Here is a 23942-nt window from a genome sequence, read left to right as displayed (position 1 = left end):
TGGCGATCCTGTGAGTTACCCAAGTTTCACATCAGCATGTTAGTACGGCGATATGCGCATTCATCTATTTGTATTGCCGACGTGCGGGGAAATGGTGGCCGGGGACGGGTAGGGGAAACGTCCCCGGCCGCTTTCGAAGGACTCTCGATATCAGGACGGGGCAGCCGGGGTCAGTCGGCGGCCGGGACGGGGCGGGCGCGGCCGGCGATGCTCAGGACGTCGGCGAACCACGGGGTGTAGTCGCCGGGGACCTCGGCGAGCCGGGCATGCAGGGTCGCCGGCTCGACCCAGGCCCAATCGGCGATCTCGGCCGGATCGGGCTTCGGGGTGGCATCGGCCAGCAGGCCGACCAGGACATGGTCGTACTCGTACTCCACCCGGCCGGTGGCGGGATCACCCGCCCGGTAGCGGAAGGTGCCGGCTTCCCGCAGCGGGGCCTGCAACCCGAACTCCTCGCCCAGCCGGATCCCGGCGGCCGTCGCCACGCGCTGGCCGGGTAACGGATGGCCGCAGCAGGTGTTCGCCCACTGCAGCGGGAACCGGGTCTTCACCGCGGCGCGCTGCTGGATCAGGACCCGGCCGTCGCGGTCGAACAACAGGACCGAGAAGGCCCGATGCAGTTTCCCGGGGGCGCGATGGGCCTCGGCGACCGGACAGGTCCCGACCGGGTGTCCGGCCTCGTCCACGAGCTCGACGGGCAGGGTCTCGCGATCGGGCGAGGCGTCGTTGAGTTCGGGCGTCACCCGTTCACTGTATCGGCGGCCGGGCCGGTCGATTGCGAAGGCGTCACCACGGAACGTGAGCTGTGTCGCGGTGCCATGTCCCCTGTCACAGAGGCCACATAATGGAGATTCGATGTGGTTAGCTCGTCCGGCACATCGGGGTGCAGATGAGGTGTGTCGTTACCAGGTAAGTCAGGTGGGATTGTGATCTTCAGTGCGAAGGGTGTGGTGGGGTCCGTGCAGCGAGTGTTGGCGACGGCGCAGAACGGGCTCGAAGTGATCCGCTTCGGCGGACTCACCCATGACGTCGAATCCTCGCCGTTCGAGGTGGTCGAGCGGCGCCGGATGTATCGCCTGCGGCACTACTTCCCCGACGATGCGCAGCCCGGGCGGCCGGTCGCCTTGCTGATCCCGCCGCTGATGGTCAATGCCGACATCTGGGACGTCAACGCCTGCGACGGAGCGGTCGGGATGCTGCACGCCGACGGCGTGGACTGCTGGGTGATCGATTTCGGCTCCCCGGCCAAGGAAGAGGGTGGCTGGGAACGGGATCTTGCCGATCATGTGCTGGCGGTGGACGCCGCCATCGACACCGTCTGCGAGGCCACCGGTGCGAAGGTGCACCTGATGGGGTATTCGCAGGGCGGGATGTTCGCCTATCAGACGACCGCCTACCGGTACGGCAAGGGCGTCGCCTCCATCGTCACTTTCGGCAGCCCGGTCGACATCGTGGCCGGGATGCCGTTCGGGTTGCCGTACGGCGGATTGGTCTCGGATGCGGCCGACTTCCTGGCCGACCACGTGGTGAACCGGCTGCCGATCACCGATTCGATGGTCCGGATCGGGTTCCAGCTGCTGGACCCGGTGAAGACCGCCAAGTCCCGGCTGGATTTCCTGCGCCAGCTGCACGACCGGGAAGCGCTGTTGCCGAAGGAGCGGCAGCGGCGCTTCCTGAACAGCGAAGGCTGGGTCGGGTACGCCGGTCCTGCGGCGGCCGATCTGCTCAAACAATTCGTGGCGCACAACCGGATGATGCTGGGCGGTTTCGTGATCCGCGACCATCCGGTCAGTCTCGCCGAGCTCACCTGCCCGATCCTGGCGTTCGTCGGCGAGGTCGACGATATCGGGCAGCCGGCGGCGGTGCGCGGCATCGTCCGGGCCGCCCCGAACGCCGAGGTCTACGAGGTGAGCCTGCGCGCGGGACATTTCGGTTTGGTCGCGGGGAGTATGGCGACCAAGCACACCTGGCCGCTGGTGCGTTCGTGGGTGGACTGGATGGAACGCGATCAGCCGCTGGATCCGCAGATCGGTCGGATGGCCGAACATGTGGCGAGTGACAGTCCGCGGACCGCGGTGAACCGGGTGGTGCACACCGCCGGTGGCCTGTTCGAGGCCGGGGCCGGCATGAGCAAGGCCCTGGAGAGCGTCGCGAGCAATGCGATCAAGGGGTCGCGGGAACTGGCCGGTGAGGCGGCCCGTGCGCTGCCGCGGCTGACCCGGCTCGGCATGATCCAGCCGCACACCCGGATCTCGCTGGGGAAGCTGCTGAGTGAACAGGCCCAGCGCGCCCCATTGCGCGACCTGTTCCTGTTCGACGACCGGGTGCACACCAACGCCGCGGTCGACGTCCGGATCGACAATGTGGTCCGCGGACTCATCTCGGTCGGGATCAGGCCGGCGACCCGCGTCGGCGTGGTGATGGAGACCCGGCCGAGCGCCTTGGCCGCCGCGGCGGCGCTGTCCCGGCTCGGTGCCGTCGCGGTACTGCTGGCTCCGGGTTCGGAGCTGGATCGGGCGATGGACCTGACCGGCGTGCAGACCGTGATCAGCGATCCGGAGAACCTGCGCCTGGCGGCCGCAACCGGGCGGCGGGTCCTGGTACTCGGCGGCGGCGACGAACGAACCCTGGCATTGCCGGCGGACGACCGGATCATCGACCTCGAGCAGATCGATCCCGCGCGGGTCCGGATCCCGGCCTGGTACCGGCCCGATCCGGGTCTGGCGCACGAACTGGCCTTCGTCCTGGTGGTGGGCACCGGGGACCGGCTGGAGGCGAAGTACATCACCAACCATCGCTGGGCGCTGTCGGCCTTCGGCACCGCCAGCGCGGCGGATCTGGATCGCCGGGACACCGTGTACTGCCTGGCACCGCTGCACCACTCGTCGGGGCTGCTGGTGAGCCTGGGCGGGGCGATCGCCGGCGGCAGCCGGATCGCGCTGTCCCGTTCGCTGGAACCGGGCCGGTTCGCCGAGGAAATGCACCGGTACGGCGTCACGGTGGTCACCTACACCTGGACGATGCTGCGCGACATCCTCGACGCGGATGTGGTGCCGGCCGGCCACCGCCACCCGATCCGGCTGTTCATCGGGTCCGGTATGCCCGCCGGCCTGTGGCGGCGCACCACCGAACAGTTCGCGCCGGCCCGGGTGCTCGAGTTCTACGCCTCCACCGAGGGGGATGTGGTGCTGGCCAACGTTCCGGGTACCAAGATCGGCTGCAAGGGCCGTCCGGTACCGGGAACTGCGCGGGTGGAGCTGGTCGCCTACGACCCACTGACCCAGCAGATCGTGGTCGACGAGGAGGGCTTCGGCCGCCGTTGCCGGGACAACGAACCCGGCCTGCTGCTGGGCGCAGCGGTCGACGGTGCCGATCTGTCCGCGGGCGGCCTGCGCGGAGTGTTCCGGGCGGGCGACGCCTGGTTGCCGACCGAGAATCTGTTCCGGCGCGACGGCGATGGCGACTACTGGCTGGTCGACCGTTGCGACACCGTCATCGCGACGCCGCGTGGTGCGGTGTTCACCCAGCCGATCGTGGATGTCCTGAACGACATCACAGCGGTCGACATGGAGGTCGCTTACGGCCTGAGCACACCCGGCGGCACTCTTGCGGTGGCCGCGGTGAGTGTGCGGAAGGGGATGCGGCTCGAGCCCGGGGACGTCACCGAGGCGATGCGGGCGCTCGGTCCGGATCGGCGGCCCGATCTGGTGTATGTGGTCGACGAGATCCCGCGCAGCGCCAACTACCGGCCGTCGACCCGGGCGGTGCAGGCCGCCGGACTGCCGCAGCCGGGACCCGGCACCTGGTGGTACGACCGGGAATCCGGCACGTACGAGATGCTCACCGAGGCGGCCGCGGCCGAACTGTTCGGCTGAGCCGGTTCCGCCGGATCACCCGGGGAACGCGGTGACCGCGTCGACCACCCGGGTGATCTGGTCGTCGGTGATCATCGGCCACAGCGGAAGCCGGACGATGGTCGCGGCGAACTCGGCGGCCCGGCTGCACGGCACCGGCGTCCGCCCGTATTTGAGCCCGGCCGGGCTGGAATCCAGCGGCACGTAGTGGAACGGTGCAACGATGCCCCGGTCGGCGAGGTACCGGATCAGCGCATCACGTCGTGCTTCCGTCGGCATCCGCAGGTAGAAAAGGTGCGCCGGGTGCATACAGTCGTCCGGTACGTGCATCAACCGGACGTCGTTGCGCGCGGCCCACTCGGGCAGGGCGTCCGCATAGACCGACCACACCCGATGCCGCCCGGCCTGGATCGTGTCGAACTCGGCCAGCTGGGCATCGAGTACCGCAGCATTGAGTTCGCTGGGCAGGAAACTGGAACCGATGTCCTGCCAGGAGTACTTGTCGACCTGCCCGCGCAGGTACCGGGCCCGGTCGGTGCCCTTCTCCCGGATGATCTCGGCCCGCGCCAGCAACACTTCGTCGGTGAGCAGCAGGGCGCCGCCCTCTCCGCAGTGCAGGTTCTTGGTGTCGTGGAAGCTCTGCGTGCCGAAGGTGCCCAGGGTACCCAGGGGCCGTCCGCGCCAGGTGGCGCCGAGCCCGTGCGCGTTGTCCTCGATCAGCGCCAGCCCGTGCCGGTGGGCGAGATTCGACAGGGCAGCCATATCGGCCGCGACTCCGCCGTAGTGCATCACCAGGATCGCCTTGGTGCGTTCGGTGATCGCGGCCGCCGCCGCAGCCGGGTCGATATTGCCGGTGCGGCTGTCGATATCGACGAACACACAGGTTGCGCCGCGGATAGCGACGGCATTGGCGGCCGAGGTGAACGCGAAGCTGGGCACGATCACCTCGTCGTCCGGCCCGAGTTCCAGCAGCAGCGTGCCCAGCTCCAGCGCATGGGTGCACGATGTGGTCAGCAGCACATGCGGGGCGCCGGTGATCGCGGCCAGCCGAGCGGTGGCCGAACGGGTGAACGGGCCGTCGCCGTGGCTGTGGTCCGAGTCCAGCACCGTGGCCAGATTTGCCAGCTCGGCTCCGGCCCGGAAGGGGCGGCTGAAGATGATCCGGTCGTGGTGCGCTGCGGTGCCCGATGTGGTCATCGCGCCACGCTCCCGGCGGCCACGGCCCGGGCCCGGTCGGGGCCCGGGCGTGGATCCGCCGGAGGACCGCTCGGATCGCGCGGGGTGGGGGACTCCACGGTCAGGTACAGCGGCCGGCCGACCAGGATATGCAAGGCGACACCCAGGTACTCCGCGATCAGTCCGAGCGAGAACAGGATGGCGCCCGAGCACAGCAGCAGCACCACGATGATCGAGGCCCACCCTTCCGGATTGCCGCTACGGTCGCCGGACAGGGCCGTGACGATCACCACGGCGGCCAGCACGCCGCCCGCTGCTGCCAGCGTGAGCCCGAGCAGGCTCACCAGCCGCAGGCCCCGGGTACCGGTGCACAGCACCATCTTCCAGAACAGGGAGAACAGCCGGCGATAGTTGTATCCGGACTCGTCGCGTCCTTCGGCGCGCAGCTGCACCGGTACCGATTCGGTGCGTCCGACCACCCAGGTCAGCGCCACGTCCAGATACGCGCCGTTGGCGGCCACCTCGGCGAGCCGGCGGCCGATATCGCCCCGGATCAGCCGATAACTCTCGAAACGGGTGGAGTTCGGGAAAGCGAACACCGTTGCCAGCACCAGCTTGGCGCCCCGCGAGGTGAGATTGCGCAGCGGCCCGTGCGGCCGGGTGTTGGTGGGCGCCGAGTACACCAGGTCGGACCGGGTGCCGAGGGCGGCGTCGAGGAAGTCGGCGATGAACCGCGGATCGTGCTGACCGTCCTCGTCCATGGTGACGATCCAGTCGCCGGCGGCCGCGGCCATCCCGGCGATCGTCGCCGCGTCCTGCCCGAAGTTGCGGCTCAGCCAGACCACCCGCACGCGGTCGTGGGTGTGCTCCAGTTCGGTCAGCACCACATCGGAACGATCGGGCCCGCAATCGTGGACCAGCACGATCTCGGAAACGGTGTATCGATGGCCGGCCACCGTGCGGACCGGTTCGGCGAGCCGGTGCAGTTCGGTGACCAGCGCGCCGACGGTGTGCTCACCGCGGTAGACGGGCACCACCACCGACACCCGGATCACCCGATCCGGATCGGCGGGCGCGGGGCCGCGGTGCGGCGGGAGGGGGCGTGCGGAAGGAATCGGCATGTGCGAATCGACTTTCGGCGACGGGACGGGCGACGACGAAACCGGTCCGGGGCGGTACCGCGATCCCCGGCCGTGCCCGGGACTCTAACACCGCACAACGCGTTCGCTGCGCGATCGCTCCGGATCCGTGCCAACCGATCCATCCCGGCAGCCCGAACCGGAATGCGGACTTCTCGCACCGGTGGGCGGTAAGCTCCCGTGCTCGTGACGGTGAGTCGATCGGTCGGTCTGCGTGCCCGAATTGTCCGGCGCGTCGATCCCGGCCCCCGTCGGACGGCCGATATCGGAATCCTTCCGGCGCAGATCGTTCGACAGTGGCTCCCCAGTAGCTGCCTATCCACCGCGTCGCCGGTACTGCGGGGTGCGTCGGCCCCTGCCGTATCGGAAGAGGGCACGGCATGACCTCCGAGGCTCCGGCGCGCACCGCTCCCGGCGATCGATACGAGACACCGGGTCCGCTGCTGCGGATCGTGCGGCGGCAGGAGCTGGCTTTCGCCGTCGTCGGCGCGGGCAACACCGCGCTCGGCATGGCGCTGACGGTGGTGTGGCTGACCGTTCTCGGGGCCGATCGGCCGGGTCTCGCGGTCGCGGCGGCCTATGCGGTGAGTCTGGTGGTGGCCTTCGTCCTGCATCGCACGCTGGTGTTCCGGGTCCGCGGCCGGCTGCTGCGCGATTTCGCGGCGTTCTGCGGTGTGAACGCGGGTGGCCTGGTACTGAATGTGCTGCTCGTCGAGCTGGCGGTCACCGGCTGGGGCCTGCCGGCCCGCCCGGCGTCGGTCGCGGTGATGGGGCTGGTCGCGGTGCTGAGCTGGTTCGGGCACCGCCACCTGTCGTTCCGGCGGCCGGTGGCAGAGTAGTTTTACCGGTATGGCGGACGAGAACACCCTGGACCCGACTCTGCTCGGCCTGCTGGCCTGCCCCGAGGACAAGGGCCCACTGCACCTGGTGCGGACCGAGGACGGCGGCAGCGTGCTGTACAACCCGCGGCTGCGCCGCGCCTACCCGATCGACAACGGCATCCCGGTACTGCTGGTCGACGAGGGCCGCGCAGTGCCCGATGCAGAACACGACGCATACGCTGCGCAGTTCTGATCCACCACGGTTAACCGACTGTCATCCCGCGGTCCCCGGGCGATGCAGGTGGCATGGTGCATGGACGGCGATCCGGAAAACCCAGGTCCGAGCGCATCCGTGCCGCTGCGCCGCACGGTGGGCTCGCCGGGGCGGCATCCGCACCATGTCCCGGCCCGTTCGCCCGATCACACGCGACGCTGCCGGTTGATCCATCGTCCACCCACGGTGTCGGGAGGCCCATTGTCGCGGAGGCCGGTCGGGGAGGTCGCGGTGTTCTCCGGGACAATGGCCGGGTGTCCGCACAGGAACTGAACCTCGAACCGCCCGCGGCCGCCCGGCGGCTGCTGGGCGCCCATCTCACAGCCGGCGCAGTGACCCTGCGAATCGTGGAGGTGGAGGCCTACGGCAGCGATCCGGCGGGCCCGTGGCCCGATCCGGCGGCGCACTCCTGGCCCGGGCCGACCGCACGCAATGCGGTGATGTTCGGCCCGGCGGGTCGGCTCTACGTCTACCGGTCGTACGGAATTCACTTGTGCTGCAACGTGACAACCGGTTTCGACGGTGTGGCCTCGGCGGTACTGATCCGCGCCGGCGAGGTGTTGACCGGACTGGATGTGGTGCGGTCCCGGCGCCCCGCGGCCCGAGGCGATGCCGGATTGGCGCGCGGGCCCGGGAATCTCGGCAGCGCGCTGGGGATCACCCCGGCGGATTACGGCACCGAACTGTTCGACCCGTATGCGCCGGTCCGGCTGACCCTCGGCCCACCGGTCGAAGCGGCCGCGATCGACCGGGGCCCGCGAGTCGGGGTGGCCGTCGCTGCGGACGAGCCCTGGCGGTTCTGGTTGGCCGGGTCGCCCGCGGTGTCGGCCTACCGGCGCAGTCCACGTGCCCGGCCCGGGGGATGAGCGTCCGGACGCCTGCCCGCGGAGCCCTCGGGAGGGCCGGCCGACTCCGTACGGAATGATAGGGAGGCGTGACCGGCGACATCATCGACGAACTGACCTGGCGCGGATTGATCGCGCAGTCCACCGACCTCGACGCGTTGCGGGCGGCCGCAGCCGAGGGTCCGCTGACCCTGTATGCCGGGTTCGACCCGACCGCTGCCAGCCTGCACGCCGGACATCTCATCCCGCTGCTGGCCCTGAAACGGTTCCAGCAGGCGGGCCACCGGCCGATCGTGCTGGCCGGCGGGGCCACCGGGCTGATCGGCGACCCGCGTGACGTGGGTGAACGCAGCATGAACTCGGCCGATACGGTCGCCGAATGGTCGCAGCGGATCCGCTCCCAGCTGGAACGATTCGTCGACCTGGACGATTCGTCGACCGGCGCGCTGATCGTGAACAACATGGACTGGACCGGGTCGTTGTCGGCGGTCGACTTCCTCCGCGATATCGGCAAGCACTTCTCGATCAACGTGATGCTGGCCCGGGACACCGTGAAACGCCGCCTCGAAGGTGACGGCATCTCCTACACCGAGTTCAGCTACATGCTGCTGCAGGCGAACGACTACCTGCAGTTGCGTCGAACCCACGGCTGCACGCTGCAGGTGGGCGGCTCCGATCAGTGGGGCAACATCATCGCGGGAGTGGAGCTCAACCGCCGGGTCGACGGAGCACATGTGCATGCGTTGACGGTGCCGCTGGTGACCTCCTCGGACGGAAAGAAGTTCGGAAAGTCCACCGGCGGCGGCAGTCTCTGGCTGGATCCCGAGCTGACCAGCCCGTACGCCTGGTACCAGTACTTCGTGAACACGGCCGATGCCGACGTGATCCGCTACCTGCGGTGGTTCACCTTCCTCGACCGTGCCGAGCTGGCCGAACTCGAACAGGCGACAGCCGAACGTCCGTATGCCCGGGAAGCGCAGCGCCGGCTCGCAGCCGAGATGACCACCCTGGTGCACGGCGCCGCGAACACGAAGGCGGTCCAGCTGGCCAGCCAGGCCCTGTTCGGCCGCGGTGACCTCGCCGAGCTCGATGAGGCGACGCTGGGTGCGGCGTTGCGCGAAACCGCGGTCGACGGTGTGGTCGCAGAAGTCGGGCCGGGTAGCTCGGACACCATCGTGGACCTGCTGGTGGCGGGTGGTTTGTGTGAGAGCCGAGGCGCTGCGCGGCGGGCGGTGAAGGAGGGCGGTGCGTCGGTGAACAACGAACGGATCACCGATATCGACTGGACCCCATCCGACGGCGACTACCTGCACGGACAGTGGCTGGTCCTGCGCCGGGGCAAGAAGAACCTGGCCGGTGTCAGGCGGATAGCCTGACCTCACGGGGATGGCTTGAATCACATCTTTGTGATTCAAGCCCCCGGGTTGGGGTGCTGTATACCCCCTGACCAGGGGCGATGTCCGCCGATCCAGGCGATTTGACGTGATGTTTTCCGCCGCGTAACTTATTCAACGTCAGAGCGACACGGACGCCGAGCCGGAGCCGAGACGCCGGGCCGAAAGGCTCGACGCGGCACGGGAACCGAGGACGGACGGGTTCGCTGACGGTAGCCGAGCGAGACGATCTTACCGGTTTGACACCGGTTGGAGGTCGAGTTAGGCTAGAAAAGTTGCCTCACAGACGAGCCGGAGAGATCCGGGGGTTCGGTGTGTGCGTGTGTTCTTTGAGAACTCAATAGTGTGTCGATGAATGTCAGTGCCAAAATTGTTTTTGGTTCCGATGCTTGCACCCCCGTGTGGGTGTCGGACATTTATAGTCAGCTAATTTCCGGCTGGCGTTTTGCTAGGTTTTCGGACTCTAGTTTAGATCTGATTGCATCCCCTTTTTTGGGGGTGTGGTTGTGAGTCTTCAACGGAGAGTTTGATCCTGGCTCAGGACGAACGCTGGCGGCGTGCTTAACACATGCAAGTCGAGCGGTAAGGCCCTTCGGGGTACACGAGCGGCGAACGGGTGAGTAACACGTGGGTGATCTGCCCTGTACTCTGGGATAAGCCTGGGAAACTGGGTCTAATACCGGATATGACCATCTCTCGCATGGGGGTTGGTGGAAAGATTTATCGGTACGGGATGGGCCCGCGGCCTATCAGCTTGTTGGTGGGGTAATGGCCTACCAAGGCGACGACGGGTAGCCGGCCTGAGAGGGCGACCGGCCACACTGGGACTGAGACACGGCCCAGACTCCTACGGGAGGCAGCAGTGGGGAATATTGCACAATGGGCGGAAGCCTGATGCAGCGACGCCGCGTGAGGGATGACGGCCTTCGGGTTGTAAACCTCTTTCGACAGGGACGAAGCGAGAGTGACGGTACCTGTAGAAGAAGCACCGGCCAACTACGTGCCAGCAGCCGCGGTAATACGTAGGGTGCGAGCGTTGTCCGGAATTACTGGGCGTAAAGAGCTTGTAGGCGGTTTGTCGCGTCGATCGTGAAAACTCGGGGCTCAACTTCGAGCTTGCGGTCGATACGGGCAGACTTGAGTACTTCAGGGGAGACTGGAATTCCTGGTGTAGCGGTGAAATGCGCAGATATCAGGAGGAACACCGGTGGCGAAGGCGGGTCTCTGGGAAGTAACTGACGCTGAGAAGCGAAAGCGTGGGTAGCGAACAGGATTAGATACCCTGGTAGTCCACGCCGTAAACGGTGGGTACTAGGTGTGGGTTTCCTTCCACGGGATCCGTGCCGTAGCTAACGCATTAAGTACCCCGCCTGGGGAGTACGGCCGCAAGGCTAAAACTCAAAGGAATTGACGGGGGCCCGCACAAGCGGCGGAGCATGTGGATTAATTCGATGCAACGCGAAGAACCTTACCTGGGTTTGACATACACCGGACGTCGGCAGAGATGTCGGTTCCCTTGTGGTCGGTGTACAGGTGGTGCATGGCTGTCGTCAGCTCGTGTCGTGAGATGTTGGGTTAAGTCCCGCAACGAGCGCAACCCTTATCTTATGTTGCCAGCGCGTTATGGCGGGGACTCGTGAGAGACTGCCGGGGTCAACTCGGAGGAAGGTGGGGACGACGTCAAGTCATCATGCCCCTTATGTCCAGGGCTTCACACATGCTACAATGGTCGGTACAGAGGGCTGCGATACCGTGAGGTGGAGCGAATCCCTTAAAGCCGGTCTCAGTTCGGATCGGGGTCTGCAACTCGACCCCGTGAAGTTGGAGTCGCTAGTAATCGCAGATCAGCAACGCTGCGGTGAATACGTTCCCGGGCCTTGTACACACCGCCCGTCACGTCATGAAAGTCGGTAACACCCGAAGCCGGTGGCCTAACCCCTTGTGGGAGGGAGCTGTCGAAGGTGGGATCGGCGATTGGGACGAAGTCGTAACAAGGTAGCCGTACCGGAAGGTGCGGCTGGATCACCTCCTTTCTAAGGAGCATTCTCCATCCACCCCCTGAAGAGTCGGGGAGCGTGTGGTGGCAGAGCCGTTTAGTCTCCGATCGTGGGACTGCGGAGCTCATGGGTGGAACACTGATATGTGCCTCGGGTGTGGGTCGGTCCTGTGTGGCTGGTCTTCGGGGATTGTAGTCGGCACACTGTTGGGTCCTGAAAGAACAGGCGTTCTTTCTAGGCAAGAAACGATCCGCCAGGTTTTCTGGTTCGTACCGCGGGGTGTGTGCTCCGGCCGGCGACAGGGTGTTGGTCTGGTGGGTGTGTTGTTTGAGAACTGCACAGTGGACGCGAGCATCTTTGTCTTTGTAAGTGTTTAAGAGCGTTCGGTGGATGCCTTGGCACCAGGAGCCGATGAAGGACGTGGGAGGCTGCGATATGCCTCGGGGAGCTGTCAACCGAGCTGTGATCCGAGGATTTCCGAATGGGGAAACCCAGCACGAGTGATGTCGTGTTACCCGCATCTGAATATATAGGGTGTGTGGAGGGAACGTGGGGAAGTGAAACATCTCAGTACCCACAGGAAGAGAAAACAATATGTGATTCCGTGAGTAGTGGCGAGCGAAAGCGGATGAGGCTAAACCATGTGTGTGTGATAGCCGGCAGGCGTTGCATGTGTGGGGTTGTGGGGTTGCTCTTCTCATCACTGCCGTGGTGAGCGTCAGTCAGAAACCGTTGTGTTAGGTGAAGTGGCCTGGAAAGGTCTGCCGTAGAGGGTGAGAGTCCCGTAACTGAAAACATGGCGGCTGGCGTGAGTGATGCCCGAGTAGCAGCGGGCCCGTGGAATCTGCTGTGAATCTGCCGGGACCACCCGGTAAGCCTGAATACTACCTGGTGACCGATAGCGGACTAGTACCGTGAGGGAAAGGTGAAAAGTACCCCGGGAGGGGAGTGAAATAGTACCTGAAACCGTGCGCTTACAATCCGTCAGAGCCGACTTGTTTGGTGATGGCGTGCCTTTTGAAGAATGAGCCTGCGAGTCATCGGTGTGTGGCGAGGTTAACCCGTGTGGGGTAGTCGTAGCGAAAGCGAGTCCGAAGAGGGCGTTGAGTCGCACATTATGGACCCGAAGCGGAGTGATCTACCCATGGCCAGGGTGAAGCAGCAGTAAGATGTTGTGGAGGCCCGAACCCACTTAGGTTGAAAACTGAGGGGATGAGTTGTGGGTAGGGGTGAAAGGCCAATCAAACTCCGTGATAGCTGGTTCTCCCCGAAATGCATTTAGGTGCAGCGTCGCATGTTTCTCGCCGGAGGTAGAGCTACTGGATGGCCTAGGGGGCCTACAAGCTTACCGAAGTCAGCCAAACTCCGAATGCCGGTGAGTGAGAGTGCGGCAGTGAGACTGCGGGGGATAAGCTTCGTAGTCGAGAGGGAAACAGCCCAGATCGCCGGCTAAGGCCCCTAAGCGTGTACTAAGTGGAAAAGGATGTGGGATCGCTGAGACAACCAGGAGGTTGGCTTAGAAGCAGCCACCCTTGAAAGAGTGCGTAATAGCTCACTGGTCAAGTGGTCCTGCGCCGACAATGTAGCGGGGCTCAAGTACACCGCCGAAGCCGCGGCACTCCAACATATACATTCCCTTCGGGGCAGTGGTTGGGGTGGGTAGGGGAGCGTCCTGTAGCCGTGGAAGTGGTGGAGTGATCCAACTGTGGAGGCTATGGGAGTGAGAATGCAGGCATGAGTAGCGAAAGACGAGTGAGAAACTCGTCCGCCGGATGACCAAGGGTTCCTGGGGCAGGTTAATCCGCCCAGGGTGAGTCGGGACCTAAGGCGAGGCCGACAGGCGTAGTCGATGGACAACGGGTTGATATTCCCGTACCCGTGTATCCGCGCCCAATGGTGAATCCATGGTGCTAACCGCCCAAATCTGGCGGGATCTCCTTCGGGAGACCCAAAAGTGCTGCGCGGGACCCTCGTGGTAGTAGTCAAGCGATGGGGTGACGCAGGAAGGTAGCTGGGCCAGTCAGTGGTTGTACTGGTGTAAGCCTGTAGGGCGTTGTGTAGGTAAATCCGCACAGCATGGAGCCTGAGAGGTGATGCGTAGCCGTTGTGGTGAATTCAGTGATCCTATGCTGCCGAGAAAAGCCTCTAGTGAGTTGGTACACGGCCCGTACCCCAAACCGACACAGGTGGTCAGGTAGAGAATACCGAGGCGATCGAGAGAACTGTGGTCAAGGAACTCGGCAAAATGGCCCCGTAACTTCGGGAGAAGGGGCGCCCGATCCGGTGAACCGACTTGCTCGGGGAGCTGGGTTGGGTCGCAGAGACCAGAGAGAAGCGACTGTTTACTAAAAACACAGGTCCGTGCGAAGTCGTAAGACGATGTATACGGACTGACGCCTGCCCGGTGCCGGAAGGTTAAGAGGACCGGTTAGCGACCTTTTGGGTTGCGAAGCTGAGAATTTAAGCCCCGGTAAACGGCGGTGGTAACTATAACCATCCTAAGGTAGCGAAATTCCTTGTCGGGTAAGTTCCGACCTGCACGAATGGCGTAACGACTTCTCTGCTGTCTCGACCACAGACTCGGCGAAATTGCATTACGAGTAAAGATGCTCGTTACGCGCGGCAGGACGAAAAGACCCCGGGACCTTCACTATAGCTTGGTATTGGTGTTCGGTACGGTTTGTGTAGGATAGGTGGGAGACTGTGAAGCGGGCACGCCAGTGTTTGTGGAGTCGTCGTTGAAATACCACTCTGGTCGTATTGGGCTTCTAACTTCGGACCATGATCTGGTTCAGGGACAGTGCCTGGTGGGTAGTTTAACTGGGGCGGTTGCCTCCTAAAGGGTAACGGAGGCGCCCAAAGGTTCCCTCAGCCTGGTTGGCAATCAGGTGTCGAGTGCAAGTGTACAAGGGAGCTTGACTGTGAGACCGACAGGTCGAGCAGGGACGAAAGTCGGGACTAGTGATCCGGCACCGGCGTGTGGAAGCGGTGTCGCTCAACGGATAAAAGGTACCCCGGGGATAACAGGCTGATCTTCCCCAAGAGTCCATATCGACGGGATGGTTTGGCACCTCGATGTCGGCTCGTCGCATCCTGGGGCTGGAGTAGGTCCCAAGGGTTGGGCTGTTCGCCCATTAAAGCGGCACGCGAGCTGGGTTTAGAACGTCGTGAGACAGTTCGGTCTCTATCCGCCGCGCGCGTCAGAAACTTGCGGAAGGCTGTCCCTAGTACGAGAGGACCGGGACGGACGAACCTCTGGTGTGTCAGTTGTGCTACCAAGTGCATTGCTGGTTGGCTACGTTCGGGAGGGATAACCGCTGAAAGCATCTAAGCGGGAAGCCTGTTCCTAGATGAGGTTTCTCACCACCTTCGAGTGGGTAAGGCCCCCTACAGATGATGGGGTTGATAGGCCGGAACTGGAAGCGCAGTAATGTGTGTAGGTGACCGGTACTAATAGGTCGAGGGCTTATAAAAGATGAAGGTGTTACGCGTCCACTGTGTGGTGTCTGAAACAACACACGAACCATTGCTGGGGTCCGGGATGTTCCGGGTCCGGCACACTCCCTCGTTGGGGGGTGTGGTGGTTTGTTGGATAGTTTCATAGAGTTACGGCGGTTTTAGCGGTGGGGAAACGCCCGGTCCCATTCCGAACCCGGAAGCTAAGGTCACCAGCGCCGATGGTACTGCACTCGACAGGGTGTGGGAGAGTAGGACACCGCCGGAACATACATTCACGATAGGGGACCCAGGTTTGGGTCCCCTATCGTCGTTTCGGGTCCCGCGACCCGGTCCGGCACCTCCGGGCTCGGCGGCGCGGATTCATGGTTGAATTCATGGTGACGGGGCATCCGGCCCCGCCCGGCGGGTGCGCCGGAACCTAGAGAGGAACGCCGTGTCGGAAGACAACGACGGACGGAAGCCTTTCCGCCGGGACGGTGATGCCCGCGGCTTCGACCGGCGCGGCGCATCCGAAGACGGCGGCCCGGATCGGAGCACCGGCCGCAGCGGTGGTTTCCGGCGCAATGCCGGCGGTGACCGGCCCCGCGGTGGTTTCCGGCGAGACGACGAACGCAGCGAAGAGCGACGCAGTACCGGTGGTTTCGACCGCGGTGGTTCCCGGCGGCGCGACGAGGGTGATCGGGGTGATTTCCGCCGCCGGGGAGATCGCGATCGCGGTGGCTTCGGTCGGCGCGACGACGCCGGCGGCAGCGATGATCGGCGCAGGTCCGGGCGTCGCGAGGATTCCGGCGCCGGACACGGTGGTGGCTATCGTGGCCGCGGCGACGCTGCGCAACGCGGCGGTCGCCGTGATGACTCCGGTCGCGGCGGTTTTCGGCGAGGCGACGACCATGGCGGGGAGCGGAATCGCCGGTCCGGCGAGAGTGGGGAGCACCGCGGGTTCCGACGTGGCGGCCCCGGTTCCGGTGGCGCCGACCGGCGATCGGAAACAGGTGACCGGTATCGGCCGCGGGAGTCCGGTCCGGTATCTCGCGACGACAACCGGCGTGGTAGCGGTCCGGTGGAGCGACGGGGCGGTGGCCCGGACCGCCGGCGCGGTGGGGAGGGCGCCGTGGGCCCCGGGCAGGCGGGTGATCGCAGGTCGTCCCGGCCCGAGGAGCCGGATCTACCCGACGACGTGCAGGCCGGCGATCTCGACGCCTCGGTGCGTCGGGACCTGCTGAGCCTGGACAAGTCGAACGCCGAAACCGTGGCCCGGCACCTGCTGATGGCCGTCGAGTTGCTCGAAGACGACCCTCGCCTGGCACTGGCGCACGCCCGCGCTGCCCGCCATCGGGCCGGCCGGATCGCGGTCGTCCGGGAGACCGCCGGGGTCACCGCGTATCACGCCGGCGAATGGGCGGAGGCACTGTCCGAGCTGCGTACCGCACGCCGGATGTCCGGCGGGGCCGGTCTGCTGGCCGTGATGGCCGATTGCGAGCGCGGCCTCGGCCGTCCGGAACGGGCGATCGAGCTCGGTCGCAGCGATGAGGCGCGTCTGCTGAGCGGCGATGAGGCCGCCGAGCTGCGAATCGTGGTGGCCGGTGCCCGAATGGACCTCGGTCAGTTCGATCAAGCGGTGGTCACGTTGCAGACCCCGGATCTGGATCCGGCCCGCACCGGCCCGGCAGCGGCTCGCCTCTTCTATGCCTACGCCGACGCCCTGGTCGCCGCCGGCCGCGTCGATGAAGGCCGGAAGTGGTTCTTCAATGCGGCGTCGGCAGATCTGGACGGTGACACCGATGCCGAGGAACGTGCCGCGGAGCTCACCGGCGACGCGCAATAACGGTTCGCAGATGAGCGACAACGGCCGTCCCGGCAACGGGGCGGCCGTTGTCGTGTCCGCAGCGCCTCAGATACTGCCGAACAAGGGGCCGGTGATCCCCAGGGGGACTTCCTGGGTGGTGTTCACAAAATAGAACAGCACCAGCATGGCACCGAGCAGCCCCAGGTTCTTGTTGAAATTGATCATCTCGGCCTGTTTTCCCTCGGCATCCTGCACCGCCCAGAAGTTGTGCATCATGAAGGTGACCGGCACCAGGAAGACGATGAGCAACAGTGCACCGAGGTCGATCCAGACGCCGAGGATCAGTGACAATGCGCCGAGCAGGGCCAGCGCACCGGAGGCGAGGACGCCTGCTCTGGCCATCGGAACGCCCTTGGAATCCGCATAACCGGCCATGTAGTCGGTCTGCATGAAATGGCCGATTCCGGAAGTGAGGAAAATCAGCCCGAGCAGAATTCGCCCGACGAGAAATATGACGTCCATCGGAATCTCCGTTCCGTAGGGCCGCACAGGTGCGGCACACATGGTGTCGGTGGGACATATTGTCCTCCTCGCCGAGGGGGCCCGTGCCACTTCGAAACATTCGGGCGTGTCGGCCGTCGTCCGGCAGGCGGCGACTGTCGGTGGGGTCCCGTAGGGTCGGGACGGGAACGCCGGACGGGCGGCGGATCCACCGACGATCGAAGTGAGGGTGGTGTGGACCGGCTACGCGATCGATACGATGCGCTGCTGCTCGACCTGGACGGGACGCTGTACCGCGGTTCCGACGTGGTGGCGGGTGGGCCCGAAGCGCTCACCGCAGGGGAACAGCGACTGGTCTACGTCACCAATAACGCTTCCCGCGGGGCCGCGCAGGTGGCGGAGCACCTGGCCGAACTCGCCTATCCGGCGACCGACCGGGACGTCGTGACCAGTGCCCAGGCCGCGGCGCGGCTGCTGGCCGAGCAGCTGCCGCCGGGCAGTGCCGTGCTGGTGGTCGGCACCGATGATCTGGCCGCCGAGGTCCGCACCGTCGGCCTGGATCCGATCCGCCGTATCGACGGCGTCCATCCTGCGGCGGTCGTCCAGGGACATTCCCCCCGGACCGGGTGGCCGGATCTGGCCGAGGCGGCCTATGCGATCCGGGCCGGTGCGCTGTGGATCGCGGCCAACACCGACCGGACGCTGCCGAACGAGCGCGGGCTCGCGCCGGGCAACGGCGCGATGGTCGCCGCCCTGCGCGCCGCGACCGACCGGGAACCCGTCGTGGCGGGCAAACCGTTCGCGCCGTTGCTGGAGGACGCGCTCGCCCGGGCGGACAGCCGACGGGCGCTGGTGGTCGGCGACCGGCTCGACACCGACATCGAGGGAGCGAACGGGCTGGGTCTGCCGTCGCTGCTGGTTCTCACCGGTGTCAGTACGCTCGGCGATGTGGCAGGCGCGGAACCGAGCCGGGTACCGACCTTCGTGGCCGATTCGCTGGACGCCCTGAACGGTCCGCCGCTGCCCGATCTCGTCCCGCCGGCCGAGTTGCCGGCGGCGGTGCGTCGGTATCCCGGGCGTGCCGTCGGGGTACGCACCCCGGGGGTGGCTACGGCCGATTCGGAAATCCGATAGCCTCGGAAGCACGATGACTGATCCGAAGCCTGCTGAGTCGTCCCGTTCCGGGATCCCGCTGCCCGGCGCCCACCTGCCGGGCGGTCCAGGTCGTGTGGAGCCGGCCGATCCACACCGGATCCGGGCCGAGATCGACGCGCTGCTGGCCGAACTCGGCCCGCCGCCGGACCCGGACCGGCCGGCCGAAGCGGGCGAAACCGGCGCGGATATCACTCGCCGGGCCCGGATCCTGGAACAGGCGCACGAGGTGCTCGTCGACGCCCTTGCCACGGTGGACAAGATCTGAGGTGGCCAGACGCGCGCGAGTGGACGCAGAACTGGTACGCCGCGGATTGGCACGATCGCGAGAGCATGCGGTCGAGCTGATCGGGGCGGGTCGCGTCCTGATCAACGGAACTGTGGCGGTCAAACCGGCGACCGCGGTGGCGGCGGGCACGCCGCTGCTGGTACGCGAACAGCCCGACGAGGTCTCCTGGGCCTCCCGTGGGGCGCACAAACTGCTCGGGGCGCTGGCAGCGTTCGAGCCGGAGGGGCTGACCGTGGCCGGGAAGCGGTGTCTGGACGCCGGTGCGTCCACCGGCGGGTTCACCGACGTGCTCCTGTCCCGGGACGCCCGTGAAGTGGTGGCAGTCGATGTCGGCTACGGTCAGCTGATCTGGCGGCTGCGCAACGACGACCGGGTGCAGGTGTTCGACCGCACGAACGTCCGGGGGATCACCCCGGACGCGATCGGCGGCACCGTGCAACTCGTGGTGGGCGACCTGTCGTTCATCTCGCTGGGCCTGGTGTTGCCCGCGCTGGCCGCCTGCACCGAGCCCGGTGCCGATCTGCTGCCGATGGTCAAGCCGCAGTTCGAGGTCGGTAAGGACCGGGTCGGATCCGGCGGCGTGGTGCGGGATCCGGCGCTGCGGGCCGAGGCGGTGTGCGGTGTCGCCGCGGCCGCGGCGGAACTGGGCCTGCGCACCGAAGCGGTGGTGGCCAGCCCGCTGCCCGGCCCGTCCGGCAATGTCGAGTACTTCCTCTGGCTGCACAAGACCGGTGGTACCGACTTCGACGCCGAGCGGGTGTCGAGCCTGGTGGCCGGGGCCGTCGAGGCGGGTCCGCAATGAACGCGCCGGCCGGTCGGGAGATCCTGCTGGTGTCGCATCCGGGCCGGGCCGAGATCATCGAAACGGCGCACCGGGTGGCGAAGATCTTCGCCGACGCCGGGATCTGCCTGCGAGTGCTGGCCGACGAGGCCGACAGCACCCGCTTCGCCGCCGAGCCCGCGGGCTTCCCGGTCCGGGTGGTTCCGCACAGTCCGGCCGCGGCCGACGGTTGCGAGATGGTGCTGGCACTGGGCGGCGACGGAACGTTTCTGCGGGCCGCCGAACTGGGCCGGCCGGCCGGAGTTCCGGTGCTCGGAATCAATCTCGGCCGGATCGGCTTCCTGACCGAGGCCGAGGCCGAACATCTGGACGAGGCGCTCGCCCAGGTGGTGCACCGGGATTACAGCGTCGAGGACCGGATGACCATCGATGTCACCGTGCGGGTCGACGATGCGGTCGTCGAGCACGGCTGGGCGCTCAACGAGGCCAGTATCGAGAACGCGGCCCGGATGGGCGTGCTGGAGGTGGTGCTCGAGGTGGACGGGCGGCCGGTGTCGGCCTACGGGTGCGACGGCATCCTCATCGCCACCCCGACCGGATCCACCGCCTACGCCTTCTCGGCGGGCGGACCGGTGGTCTGGCCCGAACTGGAGGCGATGCTGGTCATCCCGAGCAATGCGCACGCGCTGTTCGCCCGGCCGCTGGTGACCAGCCCCGAATCCCGGATCGCGGTGGAATCGGTGGCGACCGGGCACGATGCCATCGTGTTCCTGGACGGCCGGCGAACCCTGGCGCTACCGAGGGGTGGCCGGGCCGAAGCGGTGCGGGGAGCGAAACCGGTGCGGTGGGTGCGGCTGGATTCGGCCCCGTTCGCCGACCGGATGGTACGTAAGTTCGAGTTGCCGGTGACCGGTTGGCGGGGCAGGCGGCGGACGGAGAACACAGGTGCTGACAGAGATCAGAATTGACGGACTGGGTGTCATCTCGACCGCGACCGCCCAGTTCCACCAGGGGCTCACCGTGCTCACGGGTGAGACGGGTGCGGGTAAGACCATGGTGGTCACCAGCCTGCATCTGCTCGGTGGCGCGCGAGCCGATGCCGGACGGGTGCGCGTGGGTGCCCGGAAAGCCGTTGTCGAAGGACGGTTCGTCGTCGACGACGTCAACGAATCGGCCCGCGCCGCCGTGCACGAGGTGCTGGAATCGGCGGCAGCCGACGCCGACGAGGACGGCAGCATCATCGCGGTGCGCACCGTCAACGGTGACGGTCGGTCGCGGGCACATCTGGGTGGCCGGGGCGTGCCGGCAGCGGTGCTGGCCGAGTTCACGGCATCGCTGCTGACCGTGCACGGGCAGAACGACCAGTTGCGGTTGCAGCGGCCCGAACAGCAGCGGCAGGCCCTGGACCGGTTCGCCGCCGAGACGATCGGTCCGCTGCTGCGTAAGTATCGAGCACAACGCAGCGCCTGGCTGGCGGCCCGGACCGAACTGCTGGAGCGAACCGCGCACAGCCGCGATATGGCGCTGGAGGCCGACCGGCTCGGGCATTCGCTGAACGAGATCGACGCCATCGCACCGGAACCCGGCGAGGACGAACGTCTGGTCGCCGAGATCCGCCGGCTCACCGACCTGGATTCACTGCGGGATTCAGCCGCGGCTGCCCATGCCGCGCTCGCCGGTGCGGCGGAATCACCCGGGGATGGGGAAGGCGCGCTGGACCTGCTCGGCAGTGCACGGGCGCGGCTGGACTCCGCCGAGGACCCGGCGCTGGCGGAGCTGGCCCCGCGGCTCGGCGAGGCGATCGCGGTCGCGGTCGATCTGGCCACCGAACTCAGCGGCTACCTGTCCGAATTGCCGTCGGACCCCGGCGCTTTGGATACGCTGCTGACCCGGCAGGCCGAACTGAAAACCCTGACCCGCAAGTACGCTCCCGATATCGACGGGGTGCGGGCGTGGGCCGAACAGGCCCGGGACCGGCTGGCGTCCCTGGATGTCTCGGAGGAGACGCTGGGCAAGCTGGCCGCCGAAGTGGATGCGGCGGCCGATCGGGTGCGTGCGGCGGCCCGCAAGCTGACGGCGGCGCGCACCAGAGCGGCCGGCAAGCTCGCCACTGCGGTGAGCGCCGAACTCAGCGGTCTGGCGATGGGAAAGGCCCGACTCGATGTACAGGTCCGGCCCCTGGTGGCGAGTGCCGCGGATACCGCCCCACTGACGGTGGACGGTGCCGAACTGCATGCCGGAGCCGACGGGGTGGACGAGGTGGAGTTCCGGCTCGCCGCGCATTCGGGTGCCCAGTCGCTGCCGCTGAGCAAGAGCGCCTCCGGCGGTGAGCTGTCCCGGGTGATGCTCGCCCTGGAAGTGGTGCTGGCCGGGTCGGATCACGGCGCCACCATGGTGTTCGACGAAGTCGACGCCGGTGTCGGGGGCCGGGCGGCGGTCGAGATCGGCAAGCGGCTGGCGCGGCTGGCACGCACCCATCAGGTGATCGTGGTGACACATCTGCCGCAGGTGGCGGCATTCGCCGATACGCATCTGGTGGTGAACAAGTCCGACAACGGAAAGGGCCGGGTGGACAGCGGTGTCCGCACGCTGGCCGAGGACGAGCGAGTGGTGGAGTTGGCTCGGATGCTGGCCGGTCTCGACGACACCGAGACCGGCCGCGCCCACGCCGAGGAGTTGCTCGAAACGGCCCGCGCGGAGCGGGCCGCGAGTTCGGGTGCCCGGGTGGGTGGCTAGCGCAGTGCCTTGCGCACGCCGCCGATCAGCTGGTTGGTGAGCTGCCGCAGACCGAACTCCAGGGCCTTGGCCGGCACCGGGAGGGACGGTTCGGACTCCATGGTGTAGACGACCCGGGTTCCGCCGTCGGAGGTATCGGCGAAGGTGATGATGCCGACGTGCCGTTTCACCGGCGCGCCCTTGACGACCTTGTATTCCATACGCTCGCCCGGCTCCAGCGCGGTGATCTCCTCGGTGACGCCGACCTTCCCGATGCCGAGCAGATGCTGCGCCCCGACGCCGTCGCGTTCGGTGGTCCCCGGCCGGACCAGGCTGATCTGGATGGGCAGATACGCGGCGATGCTCTCGCGTTCGGCGAACAGCCGGTAGACGCGATCACGCGGGGCGTCGAAGGTGGTCTCGACGGTGCTGCGGGCCATGGGGTGCCTTCTCCTCGCTCGAAGTTTCTGTGACCGGCAGCATACGGGTACCGCGGACCCTCGCCCGGCGCGCCTCCGCCATCGATACCGGGTTTGCGCTCATCATCGGCCCATGAGGATGCCGGCGTTGTTGTCGAAGAACACCGAAACGCTGCCCGGTGTCACCGGGATCGCCCGGGTGGATCGCAACACCCGGCGCCTGCTGCGGCGGATCGGTCCGGGCGATGTGGTGGTGCTGGACGAACCGGATCTGGATCGGCACACTGCCGACCAGTTGGTGGCCGCGGGCGTGGTCGCGGTGCTCAACACCTCGCCGTCGATCTCCGGCCGCTATCCGAATCTCGGGCCCGAGGTGCTGGTTGCGAACGACATCGTGCTGCTGGATGTCGTCTCCGAGGATGCTTTCGGGCGGATCAAGGACGGTACCCGGGTTCGGATCGACGACGGGATCGTGTATCTCGACAAGTTGACCAAGAAGACGCCGGAGGTGCTGGTCGAGGGCATCGAACTCACCGAACCGGACGTCGCCGACCGGATGATCGAGGCCCGCAACGGGCTCGCCGATCACCTCGATGCCTTCGCGGGGAATTCGGCGGAGTTCATCCGCACCGAGAGTGCCCTGCTCATCGACGGCATCGGGGTGCCGGAGGTGGAGCTGGAACTCAAGAACCGGCATGTGGTGGTGGTCGCGGACGGTCCCGGTCACGACGCGGAGCTGGACCGGCTCAAGCCGTTCATCAAGGAGTACGTGCCGATCCTGATCGGTGTCGGCCGCGGCGCGGACACACTGGTGAAACGCAAGTACACCCCGGATCTGATCGTGGGCGACCCGGAGGAGATCACCACCGATACGTTGCGCTGCGGCGCCGAGGTGATCCTGCCGGCCGATACCGACGGGCACGCCCGTGGCCTGGAGCGGATCCAGGACCTGGGGGTCGGGGCGATCACCTTCCCGTCGTCCGGCTCACCGACCGATCTGGCCCTGCTGCTGGCCGATCACCACGGCGCGGCATTGATCGTGGTGGCCGGGGCACCGGCCTCGCTGGAGGACTTCTTCGACCGGGGCCGGCGCGACAGCAACCCGGCGGCCTTCCTGACCCGGTTGAAGGTCGGTCCGGCGCTGGTGGATGCCAGGGCGGTGGCCACCCTGTACCGGCATCGATCCTCGGGGGCGGCACTGGCGATGGTGGTGCTGGCCGCACTGATCGCGGTGGTCGTGGTGCTGCTGGCCACCCGCAGCGGCGGCGGGGCCGTCGATTGGGCGGTCGAGACCTGGGACAGCTTCGCACTGTGGGTGCACGGCCTGTTCCGGAACTGAC

The 23942-nt window shown here is 66.6% G+C and carries 17 protein-coding genes and 3 rRNA genes; 15 read left to right on the top strand and 5 right to left on the bottom strand.

Annotated elements, in window-relative coordinates; all coding sequences use genetic code 11:
- Positions 1 to 170: 170 nt before the first annotated feature.
- Positions 171 to 743 carry an isopentenyl-diphosphate Delta-isomerase gene (gene idi, locus AC1HFH_RS17495; protein WP_480243862.1) on the bottom strand — a complete coding sequence of 191 codons (573 nt, stop codon included), beginning with the start codon at positions 741 to 743 and terminating at the stop codon, positions 171 to 173.
- A gap of 183 nt (positions 744 to 926) precedes the next feature.
- Here idi and AC1HFH_RS17490 point away from each other — a divergent pair, with 183 nt between their 5' ends.
- Positions 927 to 3875: an AMP-binding protein gene (locus AC1HFH_RS17490; protein WP_480243861.1), complete on the top strand. Its 2949-nt coding sequence runs from the start codon at positions 927 to 929 to the stop codon at positions 3873 to 3875.
- 15 nt (positions 3876 to 3890) lie between these two features.
- Here AC1HFH_RS17490 and rffA read toward each other — a convergent pair whose 3' ends face one another.
- A complete protein-coding gene (rffA, locus tag AC1HFH_RS17485; protein ID WP_480243860.1) occupies positions 3891 to 5051 on the bottom strand; it encodes a dTDP-4-amino-4,6-dideoxygalactose transaminase in 1161 nt (386 codons plus the stop codon).
- Positions 5048 to 6085, bottom strand: coding sequence for a glycosyltransferase (locus AC1HFH_RS17480; RefSeq protein ID WP_480247878.1), 1038 nt, complete (start codon positions 6083 to 6085; stop codon positions 5048 to 5050). The genes rffA and AC1HFH_RS17480 overlap by 4 nt, the downstream gene beginning before the upstream one ends.
- A gap of 464 nt (positions 6086 to 6549) precedes the next feature.
- On the opposite strand from AC1HFH_RS17480, the gene AC1HFH_RS17475 reads away from it, so the two are divergent.
- The 8 genes from AC1HFH_RS17475 to AC1HFH_RS17440 all read left to right on the top strand — a co-directional run bounded on the left by AC1HFH_RS17475 (position 6550) and on the right by AC1HFH_RS17440 (position 16784).
- Complete coding sequence (locus tag AC1HFH_RS17475; RefSeq protein ID WP_480243859.1) at positions 6550 to 7008, top strand: GtrA family protein; 459 nt, start codon at positions 6550 to 6552, stop codon at positions 7006 to 7008.
- Between the two features lie 10 nt (positions 7009 to 7018).
- The gene (locus AC1HFH_RS17470) at positions 7019 to 7243 is read left to right on the top strand and encodes a Trm112 family protein (RefSeq protein WP_480243858.1); all 225 of its coding nucleotides are present in this window, start codon (positions 7019 to 7021) and stop codon (positions 7241 to 7243) included.
- Between the two features lie 275 nt (positions 7244 to 7518).
- A complete protein-coding gene (locus AC1HFH_RS17465; RefSeq protein ID WP_480243857.1) occupies positions 7519 to 8130 on the top strand; it encodes a DNA-3-methyladenine glycosylase in 612 nt (203 codons plus the stop codon).
- A 68-nt stretch (positions 8131 to 8198) separates the two neighbouring features.
- Entirely contained in the window at positions 8199 to 9485 is a 1287-nt protein-coding gene (gene tyrS, locus AC1HFH_RS17460; RefSeq protein ID WP_480243856.1) for a tyrosine--tRNA ligase, read from the top strand.
- 532 nt (positions 9486 to 10017) lie between these two features.
- Positions 10018 to 11536 (top strand): 16S ribosomal RNA (locus AC1HFH_RS17455).
- Positions 11537 to 11863: 327 nt separating this feature from the next.
- Positions 11864 to 14974 (top strand): 23S ribosomal RNA (locus AC1HFH_RS17450).
- 133 nt (positions 14975 to 15107) lie between these two features.
- A 5S ribosomal RNA gene (rrf, locus tag AC1HFH_RS17445) occupies positions 15108 to 15224 on the top strand.
- The 16S, 23S and 5S rRNA genes sit together here, the layout of an rRNA operon.
- A 168-nt stretch (positions 15225 to 15392) precedes the next feature.
- Positions 15393 to 16784, top strand: a complete 1392-nt coding sequence (locus AC1HFH_RS17440; RefSeq protein ID WP_480243855.1) for a tetratricopeptide repeat protein — start codon at positions 15393 to 15395, stop codon at positions 16782 to 16784.
- Positions 16785 to 16850: 66 nt separating this feature from the next.
- Here AC1HFH_RS17440 and AC1HFH_RS17435 read toward each other — a convergent pair whose 3' ends face one another.
- Positions 16851 to 17267 (bottom strand): DoxX family protein, encoded by a 417-nt coding sequence (locus AC1HFH_RS17435; protein WP_480243854.1) that lies wholly within the window; start codon positions 17265 to 17267, stop codon positions 16851 to 16853.
- 213 nt (positions 17268 to 17480) lie between these two features.
- On the opposite strand from AC1HFH_RS17435, the gene AC1HFH_RS17430 reads away from it, so the two are divergent.
- Genes AC1HFH_RS17430 through recN form a run of 5 tightly spaced genes read left to right on the top strand, consistent with a single transcriptional unit; the run spans position 17481 to position 22204 of the window.
- On the top strand, positions 17481 to 18380 hold the full coding sequence (locus AC1HFH_RS17430; RefSeq protein ID WP_480243853.1) for an HAD-IIA family hydrolase: 900 nt from the start codon (positions 17481 to 17483) through the stop codon (positions 18378 to 18380).
- Positions 18381 to 18393: 13 nt separating this feature from the next.
- Positions 18394 to 18666, top strand: coding sequence for a hypothetical protein (locus AC1HFH_RS17425; RefSeq protein ID WP_480243852.1), 273 nt, complete (start codon positions 18394 to 18396; stop codon positions 18664 to 18666).
- A 1-nt stretch (position 18667) separates the two neighbouring features.
- A complete protein-coding gene (locus tag AC1HFH_RS17420; RefSeq protein WP_480243851.1) occupies positions 18668 to 19489 on the top strand; it encodes a TlyA family RNA methyltransferase in 822 nt (273 codons plus the stop codon).
- Complete coding sequence (locus AC1HFH_RS17415) at positions 19486 to 20436, top strand: NAD kinase (RefSeq protein WP_480243850.1); 951 nt, start codon at positions 19486 to 19488, stop codon at positions 20434 to 20436. Before AC1HFH_RS17420 ends, AC1HFH_RS17415 begins: the two co-directional genes overlap by 4 nt.
- On the top strand, positions 20414 to 22204 hold the full coding sequence (gene recN / locus AC1HFH_RS17410; protein WP_480243849.1) for a DNA repair protein RecN: 1791 nt from the start codon (positions 20414 to 20416) through the stop codon (positions 22202 to 22204). Before AC1HFH_RS17415 ends, recN begins: the two co-directional genes overlap by 23 nt.
- Here the strand turns inward: recN and AC1HFH_RS17405 are convergent.
- On the bottom strand, positions 22201 to 22623 hold the full coding sequence (locus tag AC1HFH_RS17405) for an SRPBCC family protein (protein ID WP_480243848.1): 423 nt from the start codon (positions 22621 to 22623) through the stop codon (positions 22201 to 22203). The two genes, recN and AC1HFH_RS17405, sit on opposite strands and share 4 nt — an antisense overlap.
- Before the next feature lie 112 nt (positions 22624 to 22735).
- On the opposite strand from AC1HFH_RS17405, the gene steA reads away from it, so the two are divergent.
- On the top strand, positions 22736 to 23941 hold the full coding sequence (gene steA / locus AC1HFH_RS17400; RefSeq protein WP_480243847.1) for a putative cytokinetic ring protein SteA: 1206 nt from the start codon (positions 22736 to 22738) through the stop codon (positions 23939 to 23941).
- Position 23942 lies beyond the last annotated feature (1 nt).

Source organism: Nocardia sp. KT25-26, from assembly GCF_056627695.1.
The sequence above is the reverse complement of the archived record's forward strand: the minus strand, read 5'-3'. Positions and strand labels throughout refer to the sequence as shown.